This window comes from Ancylobacter novellus DSM 506 (assembly GCF_000092925.1).
GTDB lineage: Bacteria > Pseudomonadota > Alphaproteobacteria > Rhizobiales > Xanthobacteraceae > Ancylobacter > Ancylobacter novellus.
In genome coordinates, this window is record NC_014217.1 from 2032627 (window position 1) to 2048063 (window position 15437).

Consider the following 15437-nt stretch of genomic DNA (forward strand, 5'->3'; position numbering starts at 1 on the left):
GCCAGTCTGTCAAAGGCGGAGGGTAGCAAGTTCGTCGTCCGGATCGCTTTCGACCGCGATGATCTCTTGGTCAAGCAAGTCGCCACGGTCCTCCGCAACGTCAACCGTGCCAAGCAACTCGCGCCAGTCGGCCCCAGGATTCTGCTGGAGTACCGCCAGAAGGTCCACAAATGCCTTGACGGTGTTACGGGGCGTCCGGAAGTAGGCCTCCCCGATCCGGCTGGCGCAATGCTCCATAAACGCATGCAAGGCCTCGTCGGGCACCAGCCAGTCTTCGGCCTTGCCCGCCGCAAACACATCGCGAAGCCTCTCCAGGAGATGAAAAAGCTCCTCCGGGGTCAGGTTCGGCAGATTGATGACCGGTCCGGTATAGTCCGCAAGCCCGTTCGTCGCGAAGCTGTTCTCGGCCAGACGCGACTGGAGCGCTTCATATGAATAGAGCCCGCGTCGCGTATCCAGAAGGAAATCGGGCGTCCCTCCCAGGATGAACCCGAGCCCCTCTGTCGTTCCCTGCAAAACGTCATTGAGAATGCGAAGAATCTGCTCGTAATTCTGCTTCCGTGCTTGGGAGCTCTGCAGCTTGTAGAGATTCACCAGTTCGTCCAGGCACACCAGCAGACCTGAAAAACCAGCAATCCGAACGAAGCGGGCCAGGAGGCGTATAGCATCGTAGACCATCGCATCGTCGATGATGGTCCGTACACCAAGTTCGGCTCTGGCCTCGGTCTTGGTCGTGTACTCGCCACGGAGCCAGCGCAGGGCGGCATCCTGCAGGTTGCTGTCACCTTCCTCATAGCCACGGGCATAAGCCGCGACCACGGCGGCGAAATCATAACCACCCACCATTTCGCGGAGGTCGCCGAGCCCCTCCCGTACGGCGGCCTCGATCGGGATGCCTCGTGCCAGCGCGCGCTCGTTTGCCTTCTGAACAAAACTCTCCAGCACACTGCGCAACGCACCGCCATCGGGCACCGCGCGGGTCGCCAGACTTTTGGCCAGCTCCGCATATAGCGTCCGGGCCTGCCCCCCGGTGGCATGGATGCGTCTGTCCGGCGACAGGTCCGTCTGGCAGACCACCAGCTTTCGTTGAAGCGCGATCTGTCGGATTAGAAACAGGAAGAACGTCTTGCCCGCGCCATAGGCCCCGATCACGAAGCGGATGCTGGAGCCGCCTTCGGCGATCCGGTCGACATCTCGGATCATCGCCTCGATCTCGCGCTGCCGCCCCACCTGGATGTGGTGAAGACCCACCCGCGGCACAACGCCGGCGCGGAGCGCGGTGAGAATAGTGTCACGGTCGCGGGGGCGGATGAGGGGGGCTTTCTGGCTCATGCGTCGACTCGTGAATCAGCAACGGAAGCAGCGGGGATGGCGGCAGAAGACGAAGGAAGCAGATGACGGTTCACGAGGACGACGTCTTCGCCCTCCAGGACGAGTTCGTCGTATCGATCAAGCGACCAGTCGTTCAAGATCTGGCGTGCCGCGCCCGGCATGAGGCCCGCCTGGCGGGCAAGCTGCTCGAAATCGGCGGACGACCATTCATCCCGTTCGGCGAGATCCGCGAGGAGACACCCGTAACGTCCCTCCAGCCCCTCAAACATGACATCCTCCGCCGTGTCCCGATCGGCTGTGATGAGGATCTCGGGCTCCGCGGCAGTCTCTTCTTCGGCGAAGATATTGGCAAGGACACCAGAGGCTGACCGCGTTTCACGGCGAATGGCTTCAAGACGGGACAGATCGACGCGCAAAGCCGGCCGGCTGTCCTTGCCGGTGGGAGGCGGCGGGATTGACGCCGCCGCTGGCTGCTGTCCGGCCGGGACCACAACCGGCAGCTCGTTGTCCATGTCTGTGAGAGGTGTGGCGATGCCGCCATGAAGGCGTGTGTAGAGTGCGGAATCCTCCAACCCGAGACGGGAGAACAGCTTCTCAAGCAGTGCGACCTCGCCTGGCTCAATACGACCATCGGCGGCTGCGGCGGCTACCAGCATGTCGGCCACGCGATCGCCGTCCACCGCCTCAAGGTCTTTCAGGCGCTTCATCCAGTCGGACAGACGTCCGGGTGAGCTCCCCTGCGCGACCAATTCGGCCATCAGGCGTCTCCTTTCGTCCTCAGGCAGCTCCTTCGCAGCGGCCACGCGCGCGATAAGACCCTGCCGCTCCTGCTCATGAAGGGTCCCGTCGATGGTCGCGACCAGCAAGGCGAGCATCAACGTCGCCTGCATGTGAGCGTAGTGCGGGCTCGGCTCCAATTCTGTAGGCGTGGCAGCGGGGCGAGACAGCCGGAAGAGGACAACAGGCTCGTCTGCTTTTGCCGTGCGCGCGGCAAAGGCCGGGTCTGCAGTGATACCGAAGCCAAAGGCGGCCAGGACACCCGCCAGATCCCGAAGCTTCGCGCGACTGAGGTCAGTGCCATCAGCGCTGCCCACGATCGTTCGGAGCTGCTCAATACTGGTCACCGAGGTCGCGCCGCTCAAAGCCTCAAGCTGCCGCAAGGGCGCATTTGACACCAGCCTAGCGCGCACCTCTCTGATAGAAAGCGGCAGACGGGCAAGGATTGCCAAGGTCGGGGGGCCACCTGCACGTCCGACAGCCCGGCTATAGTCCTCAAGCTGTCCAGTACAGATCTCGAGCAGTTCCCGACCCGCCTTTAGCGGTCGACTATAGCCTGAAATGTCAGGCAGATCGCCACCGAACGGCGATATCTCAACCTCGAACGTGCCGCTGCACGCGCGATAGCTGGCGGAGAGACGCTTGGCTCGGCTTGCCGAGATCATGAAACCATCGGGGTTTCGTTTGCCGAGTTCCAGGGCGAAAAGCGCCCGGAGTTCCTCCAGCGCCCGCTTCGCAGGTGTCCGCACACTGGTCTCGGGGTGCGCCATGACATAAGCCAGCAACAGGTCAGCCTCGATGGCTCGCCCGTCTCGCACCCGAACACCCAGCGCCGCCTTGATCGACAGCGGCACCTCATAGCCTCCCGCCGCTTCCCCGGGGCTTACCGGTTCCGGATCACGCGCAGACTGCAACTCGTACGACGACAAGAGGTCCTGGGCATAGCGCCGGAACGAGTGATGGCTGCCATAGATCCGCAACAGCCGTCGCACTTCGTCGACTACCCGCTCCGCATCGGGCGCGTGCTGTTCGAGCATCAACCGACGTTCAAGGCCATAAAAGTACAGGAACACATAGCCGATATAGGTCGACGGATCCGACCGCGGCCCTGCGAGCCAGTCCAGATAGGAACGCCGGGCTTCGGCCGTGATCTCCGAATATGACGGCCAGTACCCCATCGTGTGGCCGCCCGGGTCGCCACGACTCCCAATAGCAAGGCGAGGGTTGATCAGACAGTTCTCTGCCTGGTGGCCATTGCCTGATTGCGGCAGGCGGCTGCCAACATAAATCAGCCCGCCGGAGAGGACATGCTTACCGACCGTGACGGTCTGGTTTGCCGGTATCCAACCATCGGACCGCGGAGATGTGTCTCGGCCCATGCTCCCTGTCAGCCGTTCGATGAACGAGCGGTCTCTGGCTATCTTTGGAGCAGCGCGGATAGCTTGCCCCACACCGGCATTGTGGGCGGCTAGGCTGGCCTTCAGCGCATCCAGCGGAAACGCATCGTCGGCACGGGAAGGGGCCACAGGCATGGGCAACTCAGCGCCGATGGCGGCTGCGACCGCCAACACGCCGAGATCGTCCGCCGCCTGCTTGACGTTGATGGCCTTGCCAACACTCACATTGTGAGCGGCGATCGAGGCCTTCAAATCTTCGGACATATGGCCAGTGGCGGGTACCGGCTTGGGCTGCACCTTGGGAGAAGTGGCGACGACGGAGGGAGGGGCCGTCTGCTTGAGGTCACGCGGCGGCGCCTTGATGCCGGCAGTATCCCGGGCTCGGGTCGCTTCGGCACGCCGCGCCGCCCTACCCCGGCGGACAAGAACCAAGAACACGCCTGCAGCAATGATAGCGATCCCAATCCATCCCGGCCGGTAAGAAGTAGCGGGTGGCGACACGTTTTGTGCCGGGGTAGAAGCTGGTGCAGGAGCTTGCCGCGCAACCTCCACCGGCCGGGAAAGGACGGCCTCTTCTTTCGAAGGCGACATGGAAGGTGGCGGTTCCGGATCGCGGCGCTGGACCGGAGTAGGCACGACCGGCGCTTGAGGAGACGGAGTTGGACCGGCCGGTAAAGCGGGCGTGATCGCTCTTGCCGGCGCCATTACCCTAGGCTGCGGGGACTGCAGGAGCTTCTCTACCGTCTCATCGCTGAGTTCTCCCGTCGCGGGAAGGCCTTCGGACTTTTGAAAAGCCGCGAGGGCGTTGATCGACCGGCGTCCCCAAAGCCCATCCACAGCGCCGATATTGTAGCCGTGATCGACCAGCGCGCGCTGTATCTGGCTGACATTATACGGGACGTCCTGCGCAAACACGCTCGACACGATCAAAGCGGCGATAATCACCCCAAGTAACGTATTCGCGCCCGCGTATACTCTCATGGCACCCGCCCCCTTCAACGACCATAGCGTCTGCAGATCGCGTTGGAAACGCGGATAAATTGCGATGGAAGCGTCGGGACGTCATCAGGCCGCAGGCTGAGCTCTCATGTTAAAGGGCCGCCTTGTAAACTCCAAATCCATCGTAGATTTGTCAGCTATAAGGATAGAAGAGATTTTGACCGGATGGCGCCATTCGGCGAGCTTCCGCACGCCGACGATGCCAGCGCTGATGGCAAGGTAGATCAGAACGACCGTCGCGAAGGTCTCGTAATCTCAGCCACAGTCCCGATGGTGCCGGGCCGAGAACAGATGTGCCATTGCCTTAACGGAATTCGAGCGCCCGCCCGTGCTTCCGCACGGGCCTCGACAGCACTGCTTCAATCAGTGAAGCCGACTGCATCGTGACGCTGCAGCTGCACCAAGCGCGCAACATCCCTGCGGATACGCCGCAGCTCCGGCCACGGAAAATGCCGCCCCTCGGCGCCGTCCGCGCCGATGGCGATCAACACGTCGAGCTTTGCGGAGAGTCCGCGCAGAGACGTGGCGTCTGCCGCAAAGAGCCTCGCGATCAGACGCTCTTCAGCGGTGCACGCCGCCGCCTCCTGCTCTCGGGTGACGGAGTAGCCGATAGTGCGATCCGCCTCGTCCCATCGCTGCTGATGCGCGCGCAGCGCGGCAGCAACTTCTTCGCGCTGTGAGCAGAGCGACGGCAGATCGGCTGCAAGCTCATCGAACTGCCACAGCGAGCCGATCCGCACTGGTGACGGCAGCTCGGCTGCAGCAAGAACCACCTGCGGAAAACCGATCGTCCGCGCAAGTTCGGACTCCAGGCGTTGCTGTTTCCGGCACAGAGCGAGCGTGCGCCGATGCGCGGTGCGCCACGCTTTCCATGCAATGATAGCGGCATCCGTCGTGCCGCCATCACGCGGCGCGGCCGCAGACGAACTGTTGAAGGAAGCGGCGCCGGCCGTCAGCAGGGCGGCGGAGAGAACGTCCCTCCGGGATGGCCGGGACAGAGTCGTGCTAATCTCAGAATCAGCCATGATCCGAGCTCCAGACAGCTTGGGTTGTGGTCAGGCCGTTCTGAGCGGGCCAACGCTCTGAACGGCCGCCTAAACGATAATCGTAACCTTGGTACGATAACTCTCGCGACGGCAGCCTTCAATGAATAATCGTATCACCGTTACGAAATGACGCCCATCCAGTCGAAAATGGCACGTGTGGCGCTCGGCTGGGGTACCCGCGACTTGGCGCAAAAGGCGAGCGTTTCGCCTGACACCATCGCGCGTCTGGAGCGCGGTGAGCGTCTTCGGGCTGGAACGATGGAAACCATCCGTGCCACCTTTGAGGCCGCCGGCATCGAGTTTATTCCGGAGAATGGGGGCGGCGCTGGCGTGCGCTTCCGGAAGCCCTCCGAATCGAACTGACGGCGCCTTCGCCGATACAGTGGGCCGACGGGGTCATCATTACGGCCGAAGCCGAATAACGCGCCGGTGGCCCGAATTAATCCTTGCGCTCCGCCCAAGTTCGCATAGCGTCTCAATGGAGCCCAGCCCAACTCATATAGTACCTTGAAATTGTTGGCCTATTTGTTGGCTCCACCTATTCTGAAATAATACGTATCACATACATTTGAATGCTCTGCTGAAGGTATTTTTTGCTTGCTCAGGGAGCCATCATTTCTCGCCAAAGCCTTGATATTGCTAGCTTTCTGGCGACGGTGAATTTTCCTTCCCTACTGTATTCCCTACTGCGTCGGCGGCCCTGAAGCGCCATTGAGGGTGAGAATCGGCCCCCTGCCCTGCCCCTTGGCTCCACCGTGGAGTCGAACCTCATGAAAAACCCCGCCGCCGGTTAGGGCGACGGGGCGGCGGAGCAACGGGCGGGGTGCGGTCTTATGGTGCCGTTCAGGATGATCCCGCCAAATCCGACGTTGGAGACGCGTCATCTTTGTGTCTGTGCAGGAACCGCGCTATCTGCCCTCTCAGCAAGGCGGTGTTCTGCAGCTCCCCTAAGGCCCCTGCACTGTCAAACAGTTCTCGCTGTATCGTCGCAGGAAGGCTAGGCCATTGCATGAGAAGTGCAGCTCCCAGGCAACGAAGCACATACTCTTCTTCTGCTGCAAAGGCAGGCTTGTTGTCCCGCACGGAATCATTTGAATGCAGGGTGTTTTCATAATTTTCGTTTAGCCAGGCTTCATTCTGGGCCATATCTTCGGCGTTTTTCTGTAATTTCCGAAATTTTGCAATTTCGGAAAAATTGTCCGTCATGCTCGCCAGGCTTTTGTAATCCTCTGCCATTTCAGAATATTTGTCTGCAATGAACATCGGGCTGTTCATAGGCGCAATGTTTCGTGGCAGAATTAGCCCTGCGGTGTCTTTTTCTTTTGATGTAAGGACTGTCATGCCAAGATCTTCCTTCCGGCCGGAGCCACAGTCCATGCAGTCAACGATAAAGGAGTTGGGCCCGTCGGCGGTCACAATGACGTTCGTCGACTCGCAAGCATAACAATGCATCTCGCATCCCTGCGCGATTTCTCGATTGTCCATCTTGGATGCCAATCTCGGCGGTGGCCGGGGTTCGAGATTTGCGGACGAGCGATACGGCCGCCGTCCGAACATTTCTCGGCGCACGCTATTTCTAGCGACGATTTCATACAGTACGCCTTCGCCATTAGGTTGTATCTGCACAAAGGCGTGCTCTCGACAGGTTTGTCTCGCTGCGCGCGATGAGGTCATCTTGGTGGAGCAGGGGGCAGCGAGATCAGGCGCGCCGATACGCGGCACGGGGAGCTACCATCGATCACAAAAAGAAGGGCGCCTCTTCAAGGACGCCCCTCTCCGCTTCGCCTAAAGTGGACGGGCTGCTCAGTCGACGGCGCGCTTCGTGCGCTGCCAAGGCGAGTTGCGACCTTCATAGAGCGGACCGAAGAACATCTGCAGCTTCGGCACGCCCTGCGTCTGCCGGACCTGCTGGCGACGCACGCTCTCATGTTCGCGGCGCTGTACGGTCTCGACGCTGTCGCCGAGCCGCGCTTCGTTGCGGGGGCCGGACGATGCGGCGACGGCAGGGGTGGCAACCAGCAGGATTGCCACGGCGGCGAGGGCTGAAAGGCTAACATCTCTTTTGGTCATTTCTGCCTCCTAATGACGGCCGATTGCAATTACAACGAGGCGTTCCGATAATTGTTTCGTAAAATCGAAAATATATCTCGTCTGAGTATTTAATCGTACATAGGAGTATGTATAATTTCGTATGAGAAAAGTTATTGTTTATTCGATGTCCCGCAGAGGTATGACTATGAATATTATCTGTTTTCGTTCTCGGCGTCGGAAAAATTCGGGACCCTGAGGTGTCGAATGATCCCGAGGTTGCGGCTGTATGAGCAGCATAAAATTGGCAGCGCTAAAGCAGCGGCTTGCCGACCGGCCAGCGCCGCCAGTGCGGCCAGGGAGTATTCCGGATGTTGTTCACAGGTGTGCCACCAAACTGCGACGCCAGATGCCGGCGATGTTGGTGACTGGCGGGCACGCCGGCAAAGGGGTGCGACCGTTGGGAGGCCCGCCAGCAGAAGGACGCTAGCACGTCAGGCGGCCAGCCGCTCCACGTCCTGGTAGATCCGCGTCCAAACGTGCACCGGCCAATCGGCTTCGGCGATGTCCACGGCGCTGGCGTCTTCGATGTCGTGAAGCTCGAGCAACGCGATTTTGATCTTGATCGCCAACTCCGGCAGCGAAGCCGCAGGGCGATCGATGAGACGCCCGAGCACTGCGTTCATGCGCTCCTCGGCGGCGCTGTCGTCCCGGCCGGCAGCCGTCGCGCCGGTGGCGTCGGAGATTGCCTCCACAATGCTCCACTGCCGCAACCCGGTGGGATGCCGGTGGTGCTTGCGAGCACCTTAATGACGGCCTCGGCGGCATTAAGGGCCACAGTGTGCATCGGTTCCCAGCGCGCCTTTAGGGGCAGCCATTCGGCGCGGCGACGCCAGTAGTCGGCCGCGAGGGCGGGAACGGTTCTGTCGTCCTCCTCGGCGGTGAGCTCCATCGGCGGCTGGTCGACCGGCTGGTCGTAGCTCGGCTGATGCGGCGTGCGGATGGTGCCGGTCTGGCCGGCGCGCAGGTCGTGCATGTCGCACGCGGCCTCGATGGCGCGGTCGATGTCGGTGCGGGTCTGAAGGTTCATGATCAGCCCTCCACCCAGTCGGCGCGAACCGCTTCCAGCGACAGGAACTGCTCGAACATCTTGCTGGCGTTCGCGAGGATGCGCTGGGCGGAATTCTCGTCCGCCGGGAGCATGCCGCAAATCTTGGCAGCGATCTGGCGCTCGCAAATGATGCGGACCTCGGTCTCGGTGGCGCGATCGACAAGGCGGGGGGTGGGAGTGTGGATGGTCATGGGGCGGCTCTCCAATAGCGATTATCGCTATCAATAGCCATAAACGATCACTTAACGCTAACGCAAGCGAAAAACGCTACACCTAGCGACAAACGTCCTGATCCCGTGTATACGAGCGTCATGATCACACCCGCGCAGTGTCGGGCCGCTCGCGCCCTTCTCGATTGGTCACAGCAGCGTCTTGCCGAGGCGTCCAGCATCGGCAATGCGACAATCCGCAATTTCGAGGGCGAGAAGTCGACGCCCCAGCACGCGACGCTGGTTGTGCTGCGCCAGGCATTCGAAGCCGCAGGCGTCCAGTTCGTCAGCCAAGGCGATGAGGCGGGCGGCGATGGGGTAGTGTTGAGGCTCCACGCGGGATTGTGAACGGTACGCTGCGGGCCATTCGTGACGCTAGGCGCCGGCAATGTAATGATGCTTCGTCGTAGAGGGTGGGATGTCATGACTAACATCCGCGAAGCACTATCCAATCTCGAATTGGCTTTGGACGACCAATCTGCAGCCTTGGCTATGGCCGGACGGTCGGCCGATTCGGCAGAGTGCATAAGGCTGATACACCACACCGGGCGATCGTGGCAGCGGATGATCGCTGCGCATCGTAGGCTCATTCGGTTAGCCAAGGTGCAAGCCTAGCGGCCGGCGTGGCCGTGCGTCGCCGCTTGACGCCTACGGCCTCTTCGAACACCAATATCCAGCCCATGACGCCGGCAAGCCTGTCGGCCGAGGCACCAGCGGCGTGAACCGACACACGCGCCTCAACTGGCAACGCAACGGTCATCAACTCCATAGGAGATCGACGATGCGTGCCGACATGTCAGAATCCACTATCCGCCGCCGCCTCGCCAAGGTTGGCTTCCGCCTGCAGAAGACGCCTGCGCACCATTGGACCCGCGCAGAGTTTGGGACCGGGTACGAGGTGGTCGATGAGGGCGACATGCTGATCCTGGGATGCTCTCAACGCCCCTATGACGCCACGCTCGAAGACGTGCGGACGTTCGTCGCGGGGCTGTGAGCCACCAAGAAAGTGGCCATTAAATCGCCACTTTCTCTTGCGCACCGCAACGTCACTCTGGGTTGCAGCCTCGGCAGGTTTCGCTCTAGGAGGTGGGGATGAAGATTGATCCGGAATTTCGCTATAAAGAACTGAAAGACTGTGTGGCTGGCGAACTTGTAAGGCTTCGCAACGGAGTGGATTTGGCGATTGCTCTAGGAGATCAGCATATAGGACATGGGATCGCAATAATTGATCCGCAGTTCCAGTACAGGCGAATCGCGAGCAGCTTATATTGTGTTAGCTTCGGAGCCGATTGGATAATAGAACCAATAGCCAACGAGCAAACGCGGCCGGAAAACGCGATACACACAGAGGTTTTCGGCTCGCTTCACCTTACGGTTAAGGGGGTTTGCATTGTACTAAATGACGCAACGGAAGACGGGCACGGTGCGCTGGGGCTAACATTTCCGACGCTAACTATAGGTGATCCTCCGGGCCATCACAGCGCCCCCATCCTGAGGTGGAAGCTTTGGCTATCAGAGGCGGCGCGGGAGCGCGGCGAGGGGCCGTTCTTTGAGTTCCCGCCAGCTGCGCCGGCTCCTGCAGGCAGCTAACCGCCGAGCCACCACCATCGGCCTCACGCCACCCTCGCGGTGCTTGCCGCGAAAAGTTGTGCTCGCGATCCATCTCGCCTTTCGCGCGTGACAGTGCCCTCTCGGCGTGCGATCTTGATCGGTCACCCGGCCGCGGTGACCAGGGGGCAATAATGGATTTCCATCCGGTTACGGAGTTGCAACGCATGGCGCTGGCGAGGCTTCGCGGCCGCGACATCCCACTTTCTTCGATGGCTGGCGTCGACCAAGTGGCGGTGGACGACCTACTTAAAATGGGACTCGCCGAGGGTTCCGGTGTGAACCTGAGCGGCCACACCGTTTACCGGCTAACGGCTCGCGGCAAAGGTGCTTGCGATAGGTTTTGGCGGCTCGGTCTGTTGCCAACGTAGAGCCGCCGCGCCCCAACGAGCCCGGCGGCCGGCCGTCAGAACCAACGGCCGATAGCTACATAGCCAGCAGCAGCTACGGTGGTGCTCTGCGACGCGGCCAGGTAGAAAGCAAAACCTGTAGCAGATGTGGCCGCAGCATTATTGACCGTCGTCGCGGCTCCAGTAGACGCCCCTCCGCTGCCAGTTCCGCCCGTCGCAAACGTGACGACGGCAGGAGCCGAAGCAAACGCCACCGGGAACGTCGGCGTGATCTCTGCCGAACGGAACCCGCCTATCACGGCGGAGCTGGCGACGTTGACCTGGCGGGTGGTGAACGTCGCCCAACATATCATCGTGCCGTCGGCGAACTTCACGTAGTTGCCGTTGCCATTCGAGCCGCTTTCGAACAGTGCACCTGTCGGCGTGCCGCCGCTCTGGCTCACCGTTCCGGCAATGGCCTGCATCACCGCATCGGCGCCGCCCGTGCCGGTGAAGCGGGCGAACGAGCCGGCCGCGGCGGTCAACGTGCCCATGGCACGGAACGCCGTCGCACCAAGCGTGGTTCGCGCCTCCGCGGCTGTGGTGTCGTCCATCAGCGTCTGAATGAACGACGTCGGCGCCACATAGGCCAGCCACGACGTGCCGTTCCACACCGAGATAACGCCAGTAGCGACGCTGACCACCGACATGCCATGGTCAGCCGCCGTGAACAGCCACGCCGAGCCGGTCCACTGCGCCAGGTTGTTGGCCCGCCCGGCCCACGCCCCGGTCGGCGACGTACCCACGACATACATGTCGTTGGTTACGGGCGAGCCGGGCGGCGCGTTGCTACCCAGGCTCTGCACCTCGTAGTTCGGACGGGCCGCCTCCAGAACGCCGGCTCGCGCCACGAGGGCGCGCACCTGCTCGGCAAGGTAGCCGGAGGTGAAGCGGGAGGGGGCATTGCGGAGCAGCGTGTAGACCTCCCCCACAACATCGACGCCGATCGGCGTGGCGAGCTCGAGATGCGTGGCGTCGGTGAGCGACGCGATAGCCCGCCCCGGAAGGTCGCCGATCTGAATTTCATCGCCGGCCCGCACGTCGCTCCAGAGCACGCCGGAGCCTGTAACGGTGGTCGTGCCGGCTGCTACCGACACGGTGCCGGTCGTGTAAATGTCAGGCATCGGCGTGCCCCATATATCCCGGAAAGCGCGACGGCGCGTCGAAGCGGATCAGGTAAGTGACGTCCTCGGCCGTCTCGCCGCACCAAGGCGCTGCGAGCTCGATCGTGGTGAGACTGCTGGCGTCCACCGCCGCGATCGTGGCGCTGATGTCGCCGATCATGAGGCTGTCGCACGACTGCACGTCCAGCCAGAAGACGTCCTGGCCGCGAACGACGCGCGAGCCGTGGGCCACCGAAATGGTGCCCTTGTCGTAGGTGGTTAGAAGATCCCGGCCGTAGGCCATAGAGACTCCGTGGCGCGCCGCAGCGCGCGGTTGAAATAAGGATGAGGAGGTGCGGCTGTCGCCGCGCTAGATGCCGACGTTTCGCCGGCGTGCTTCTTGAATCGTCTTAATCGTCCGCGTAGCGAACGACCGCCGATCCTCCGCAAGCACGCGCTGCAACTGCGCCACCGCTTCCGCCGATGCACCGGCCTCGATAGTGACGTTCGGGGCGTAGGACACAGTCACGGCGCCCGGCGCCCTGGCAGCCGCCACGGACGACGTGCGCGGCAACCGCGGAGCAACAAGCCCGCCGCCTGCCATCTTGCCGATCGTGCCGATCGTGCCGGAGTTGATGGCTTCGAGCAGCGGCGCGTACTTCTTCGCCTGCTTGGCGTTGACGACGTACTCGCCGTTGGACAGCATCATGGGAATGCTGTCGCTGGTGCCGCTGCCGGGGCCACTGATGTGCCCGCCAGTCGCCGCATGCCCGATGCCGCCGGAGCCCGCGACCGGGCCGCCAGTGGCAAGGCCCGTCAGCCCCTTGAACAGCCCGCCAAGCACACCACCATTCGGATCGAACAGGCTGTTGAGAGCCATATCGAGCAGCTTGTCGGCGACGTTATCCAGCGCGTTCGACAGCGCATCAGCCGCGCTCGCGCCGTCCAGCAACCCAGACGCAAGGTCGCTGGCAAAGCCGTGGGCGAGGTCGTTCGCATCGGCGAATGCCTGCTGTGCCTTGGCCAAAGCCTCGGCCTGCTGGCCATAGGCGTCGGCAACCTCCTTGATCGCCGCCACCTGCTCGGGAGCAAGCTGGATACTCTCAAGGTCGGTCTCGCCCTTGCGCCGCGCTTCCTCGCGAAGGTCCGCCAGCGCCTGAGCCTCAAGGTCCAGCTGCAGCCGGCGCGATTCCTGCGCCGCGATGCTCTGGCCGATAAGCTCCTGCTCGGCAGCGAGTGCGGCGGTGCGGTCCTTGACCGCCTGGATATCCTCCCGGAAGCGGTCGTCGGCGGTGCGCCGCCCCACCTTCGGGGACGACGTCGCCGTCGGCGCGTTGCCGTACCCGGACGTGTCCGTCGTCAGCCCGACTTCCGGGTTGGCGAGGCGCTTTTCGAGGTCGGCGAGCTCGGTCTGCCGCTTCTCCAGCAATGCAATCGCGGCGGCGGTGTTGCGCTCAACAAATCCAGCCTGCGCGGCCGGCGCCAGCAAGCCCTCCGGCCCAAACGCCGGCATGGTTGTTTCGCCAGCGGCCTGCACCGCCTGGGCGGCCTGCAGTTGGGCCTTGGCGTTAGTGATGGCGGCTTTGGCGGCCTCCAGATGCTTGGCCGACAGATCGGCCAGCTTCTTCTCAGCGCCCTCGCTGCCGCGGCGCACCGCCGCGTACGCGTCCTGCAGATCCACAAGCGCCTTGCGGTGAGCCTGCGCGGCTTCATCAGCACCTTCCTGACGATATGTCAGAAGCACCAACGCCGCGGCGGCAGCGCCCGCCAGAAGTCCGATAGGTCCCAGCGCCGCGGTGAACGTCGCCGCGATGGGCGCGCCGGTGCGCAGGGCCGTCAGCAGCGCCCCAAGGGCGGCTACCGCGCTGCCGAGCGTCGTCACCATGCCTGCAAGGGCGCGGCCCGTCAGGGCGCCGGCCACGACAGTCGCGAAGGCAACCGCAGCGTCGGCAACGCCATTGAAGTTGGCGGCGAGACTCAGAAGCGCCTGTGCGAGGCCGCGGCTGGCGCCGGCCGAACTATCGGCGTTGCCGATATAGGCCAGGAACTCGTTGTTGACCGCCGTGATGCCGTCACGAATGGTGGCGTTGGTGGCTTTGAACTGAGCCGCGACCGTATCCTGCGCATTCAGGATGGCCCGGAAGATTCGCCAGGATACCAGTTCGCCCTGGGCGCCCAACTCCTTAAGGCCGGCGATCGTCACCCCGAACTCGTCGGCAATCGCCTGTGCGATGACGGGCGCATTTTCACGCAGCGACCGTAACTCGTCGCCCTGTAGAACGCCTGAGCCAAGAGCCTGGCCAAGCTGTAGAATGCCAGCCGCCTGTTCCTGCGCCGACGCGCCGCCCGCCTTGAACGCCTGCGCCACGATCTGCGTGGCCGCGGCAATTTCTTGCTCGCTCTCGGCGACACCGGAAGCGGAACGGATCAGCTTGGCATAGAGGTCGACATAGCTCTCTAGATCGGTGCGCGCGGCGTTAGCGCCGTCCTTAAGGTCATTCAGGCTGCGGACCTGCACACCGGACGAGGTGGCCGCCGCACGCAGCTTGTTGCCAGCCTCCGTCCATGCGTCGGCATAGGCGGCGATTTCCCGAGCGCCAAGGGCAGCACCAATGCCGGACAGCGGGGCGATGATGCCGCTCGCCATATCCCGGCCGATGCCGCTGAGGCGCTTCTGGGTCTGCCGCCACTTGTTCTCGATCTCTCGCGCTCGCCGGGCGGTGATGCCGGAGGCGCGGTTCATCGCGGCCTCATAGGACTTGATGTCCGCCGAAAGCTGGACGACCAAGCGCTCCAAATCAGTGGCCATCGGCATCATCCATCAGCGCGGCGCGCGTAATCGTCAGCGCCGTGAACGCCGCCCGCTCGGCGCCGACAGCGCGGCGGAGAGCAATCATGCCGGCGTGCAACATCGCCTCACCGAGGGCAGCAAGGTCATGGCCCGCGGCATCAGCGGCCAGGGCAAATTCGGCCACAGCGGCCTGGGCCGCGTCGTGCGCGGCGTCGGTAGTGGTCATTCGACCCTCATATTTTCAATTGGAAAAATGTGCGCGCTTGGGAGGCGCCGGCCCCCGGTGCGAAGGGCCGACACTTTCACGCCGCCCCCTCTCGCCCGAAAACCCGGTCGCATTCCTCCACAGCCACCGGATCGACCGGACGGAGGTTCGCAGCCCGCGGCGGGCCGGCGATGCCGGTGAAGACGTCAAACCGGTATAGCGCGCCGACGGCTGGCACTGGCTGGCCGGCGGGAGGAAAAAAGCGAAACGGAAGATCGCCCTCGGCGGCGGCGATGGTGCCGCAGCCTGATTTCGGCATGTAAGAGATTATCGTGCCAAGCGGCATCAAATGCTCCTGGAAAAGGATCCCCGGCCAGGGGGCCGACCCGGCCGGGGTTTGCTCACGCTGATGGCGGCAAGGAACTACACCGGCGCGGACCGC

16 protein-coding genes are annotated in these 15437 nt (G+C 62.8%); 3 read left to right on the forward strand and 13 right to left on the reverse strand.

The window, feature by feature from the left end; translation table 11 throughout:
• Positions 1–9: 9 nt before the first annotated feature.
• From SNOV_RS09705 to SNOV_RS09715, 3 genes are all read right to left on the reverse strand, one after another.
• Entirely contained in the window at positions 10–1332 is a 1323-nt protein-coding gene (locus tag SNOV_RS09705) for an ATP-binding protein (RefSeq protein WP_013166744.1), read from the reverse strand.
• Positions 1329–4487, reverse strand: coding sequence for a TerB N-terminal domain-containing protein (locus tag SNOV_RS09710; protein ID WP_013166745.1), 3159 nt, complete (start codon positions 4485–4487; stop codon positions 1329–1331). Before SNOV_RS09710 ends, SNOV_RS09705 begins: the two co-directional genes overlap by 4 nt.
• 377 nt (positions 4488–4864) lie before the next feature.
• Positions 4865–5530 (reverse strand): hypothetical protein, encoded by a 666-nt coding sequence (locus tag SNOV_RS09715; protein ID WP_013166746.1) that lies wholly within the window; start codon positions 5528–5530, stop codon positions 4865–4867.
• 147 nt (positions 5531–5677) lie between these two features.
• Here SNOV_RS09715 and SNOV_RS09720 point away from each other — a divergent pair, with 147 nt between their 5' ends.
• On the forward strand, positions 5678–5914 hold the full coding sequence (locus SNOV_RS09720; protein ID WP_013166747.1) for a helix-turn-helix domain-containing protein: 237 nt from the start codon (positions 5678–5680) through the stop codon (positions 5912–5914).
• 480 nt (positions 5915–6394) lie between these two features.
• On the opposite strand, the gene SNOV_RS23785 is transcribed toward SNOV_RS09720, so the two are convergent.
• The 5 genes from SNOV_RS23785 to SNOV_RS09745 form a co-directional block, all read right to left on the reverse strand.
• Positions 6395–6892, reverse strand: coding sequence for a hypothetical protein (locus SNOV_RS23785; protein WP_187291104.1), 498 nt, complete (start codon positions 6890–6892; stop codon positions 6395–6397).
• Positions 6893–7354: 462 nt separating this feature from the next.
• On the reverse strand, positions 7355–7621 hold the full coding sequence (locus SNOV_RS09730) for a hypothetical protein (RefSeq protein ID WP_013166749.1): 267 nt from the start codon (positions 7619–7621) through the stop codon (positions 7355–7357).
• A 452-nt stretch (positions 7622–8073) separates the two neighbouring features.
• Complete coding sequence (locus SNOV_RS09735; RefSeq protein ID WP_013166750.1) at positions 8074–8265, reverse strand: hypothetical protein; 192 nt, start codon at positions 8263–8265, stop codon at positions 8074–8076.
• Positions 8262–8669, reverse strand: a complete 408-nt coding sequence (locus SNOV_RS09740; RefSeq protein WP_013166751.1) for a hypothetical protein — start codon at positions 8667–8669, stop codon at positions 8262–8264. The genes SNOV_RS09735 and SNOV_RS09740 overlap by 4 nt, the downstream gene beginning before the upstream one ends.
• Positions 8670–8671: 2 nt before the next feature.
• Positions 8672–8881 carry a hypothetical protein gene (locus SNOV_RS09745; RefSeq protein ID WP_013166752.1) on the reverse strand — a complete coding sequence of 70 codons (210 nt, stop codon included), beginning with the start codon at positions 8879–8881 and terminating at the stop codon, positions 8672–8674.
• A 120-nt stretch (positions 8882–9001) separates the two neighbouring features.
• Here SNOV_RS09745 and SNOV_RS09750 point away from each other — a divergent pair, with 120 nt between their 5' ends.
• On the forward strand, positions 9002–9247 hold the full coding sequence (locus SNOV_RS09750; RefSeq protein ID WP_013166753.1) for a helix-turn-helix domain-containing protein: 246 nt from the start codon (positions 9002–9004) through the stop codon (positions 9245–9247).
• A 433-nt stretch (positions 9248–9680) separates the two neighbouring features.
• Complete coding sequence (locus SNOV_RS09755; RefSeq protein WP_013166754.1) at positions 9681–9893, forward strand: hypothetical protein; 213 nt, start codon at positions 9681–9683, stop codon at positions 9891–9893.
• 1020 nt (positions 9894–10913) lie between these two features.
• On the opposite strand, the gene SNOV_RS22575 is transcribed toward SNOV_RS09755, so the two are convergent.
• From SNOV_RS22575 to SNOV_RS09780, 5 genes are all read right to left on the reverse strand, one after another.
• Entirely contained in the window at positions 10914–12020 is a 1107-nt protein-coding gene (locus tag SNOV_RS22575; protein WP_013166755.1) for a DUF2793 domain-containing protein, read from the reverse strand.
• Positions 12013–12303, reverse strand: coding sequence for a hypothetical protein (locus SNOV_RS09765; RefSeq protein WP_013166756.1), 291 nt, complete (start codon positions 12301–12303; stop codon positions 12013–12015). The genes SNOV_RS22575 and SNOV_RS09765 overlap by 8 nt, the downstream gene beginning before the upstream one ends.
• A 66-nt stretch (positions 12304–12369) precedes the next feature.
• Positions 12370–14808: a tape measure protein gene (locus SNOV_RS09770; RefSeq protein ID WP_013166757.1), complete on the reverse strand. Its 2439-nt coding sequence runs from the start codon at positions 14806–14808 to the stop codon at positions 12370–12372.
• Positions 14798–15016, reverse strand: coding sequence for a hypothetical protein (locus SNOV_RS09775; RefSeq protein WP_013166758.1), 219 nt, complete (start codon positions 15014–15016; stop codon positions 14798–14800). Before SNOV_RS09775 ends, SNOV_RS09770 begins: the two co-directional genes overlap by 11 nt.
• 76 nt (positions 15017–15092) lie before the next feature.
• Entirely contained in the window at positions 15093–15341 is a 249-nt protein-coding gene (locus SNOV_RS09780; RefSeq protein WP_013166759.1) for a hypothetical protein, read from the reverse strand.
• Positions 15342–15437 lie beyond the last annotated feature (96 nt).

Coding starts and splice junctions, on each gene's coding strand:
- SNOV_RS09705 (WP_013166744.1), bottom strand. CDS start 1,332: ATGAGCCAGAAAGCCCCCCTCATCCGCCCCCGCGACCGTGACACTATT.
- SNOV_RS09710 (WP_013166745.1), bottom strand. CDS start 4,487: ATGAGAGTATACGCGGGCGCGAATACGTTACTTGGGGTGATTATCGCC.
- SNOV_RS09715 (WP_013166746.1), bottom strand. CDS start 5,530: ATGGCTGATTCTGAGATTAGCACGACTCTGTCCCGGCCATCCCGGAGG.
- SNOV_RS09720 (WP_013166747.1), top strand. CDS start 5,678: ATGACGCCCATCCAGTCGAAAATGGCACGTGTGGCGCTCGGCTGGGGT.
- SNOV_RS23785 (WP_187291104.1), bottom strand. CDS start 6,892: ATGACAGTCCTTACATCAAAAGAAAAAGACACCGCAGGGCTAATTCTG.
- SNOV_RS09730 (WP_013166749.1), bottom strand. CDS start 7,621: ATGACCAAAAGAGATGTTAGCCTTTCAGCCCTCGCCGCCGTGGCAATC.
- SNOV_RS09735 (WP_013166750.1), bottom strand. CDS start 8,265: ATGAACGCAGTGCTCGGGCGTCTCATCGATCGCCCTGCGGCTTCGCTG.
- SNOV_RS09740 (WP_013166751.1), bottom strand. CDS start 8,669: ATGAACCTTCAGACCCGCACCGACATCGACCGCGCCATCGAGGCCGCG.
- SNOV_RS09745 (WP_013166752.1), bottom strand. CDS start 8,881: ATGACCATCCACACTCCCACCCCCCGCCTTGTCGATCGCGCCACCGAG.
- SNOV_RS09750 (WP_013166753.1), top strand. CDS start 9,002: ATGATCACACCCGCGCAGTGTCGGGCCGCTCGCGCCCTTCTCGATTGG.
- SNOV_RS09755 (WP_013166754.1), top strand. CDS start 9,681: ATGCGTGCCGACATGTCAGAATCCACTATCCGCCGCCGCCTCGCCAAG.
- SNOV_RS22575 (WP_013166755.1), bottom strand. CDS start 12,020: ATGCCTGACATTTACACGACCGGCACCGTGTCGGTAGCAGCCGGCACG.
- SNOV_RS09765 (WP_013166756.1), bottom strand. CDS start 12,303: ATGGCCTACGGCCGGGATCTTCTAACCACCTACGACAAGGGCACCATT.
- SNOV_RS09770 (WP_013166757.1), bottom strand. CDS start 14,808: ATGGCCACTGATTTGGAGCGCTTGGTCGTCCAGCTTTCGGCGGACATC.
- SNOV_RS09775 (WP_013166758.1), bottom strand. CDS start 15,016: ATGACCACTACCGACGCCGCGCACGACGCGGCCCAGGCCGCTGTGGCC.
- SNOV_RS09780 (WP_013166759.1), bottom strand. CDS start 15,341: ATGCCGCTTGGCACGATAATCTCTTACATGCCGAAATCAGGCTGCGGC.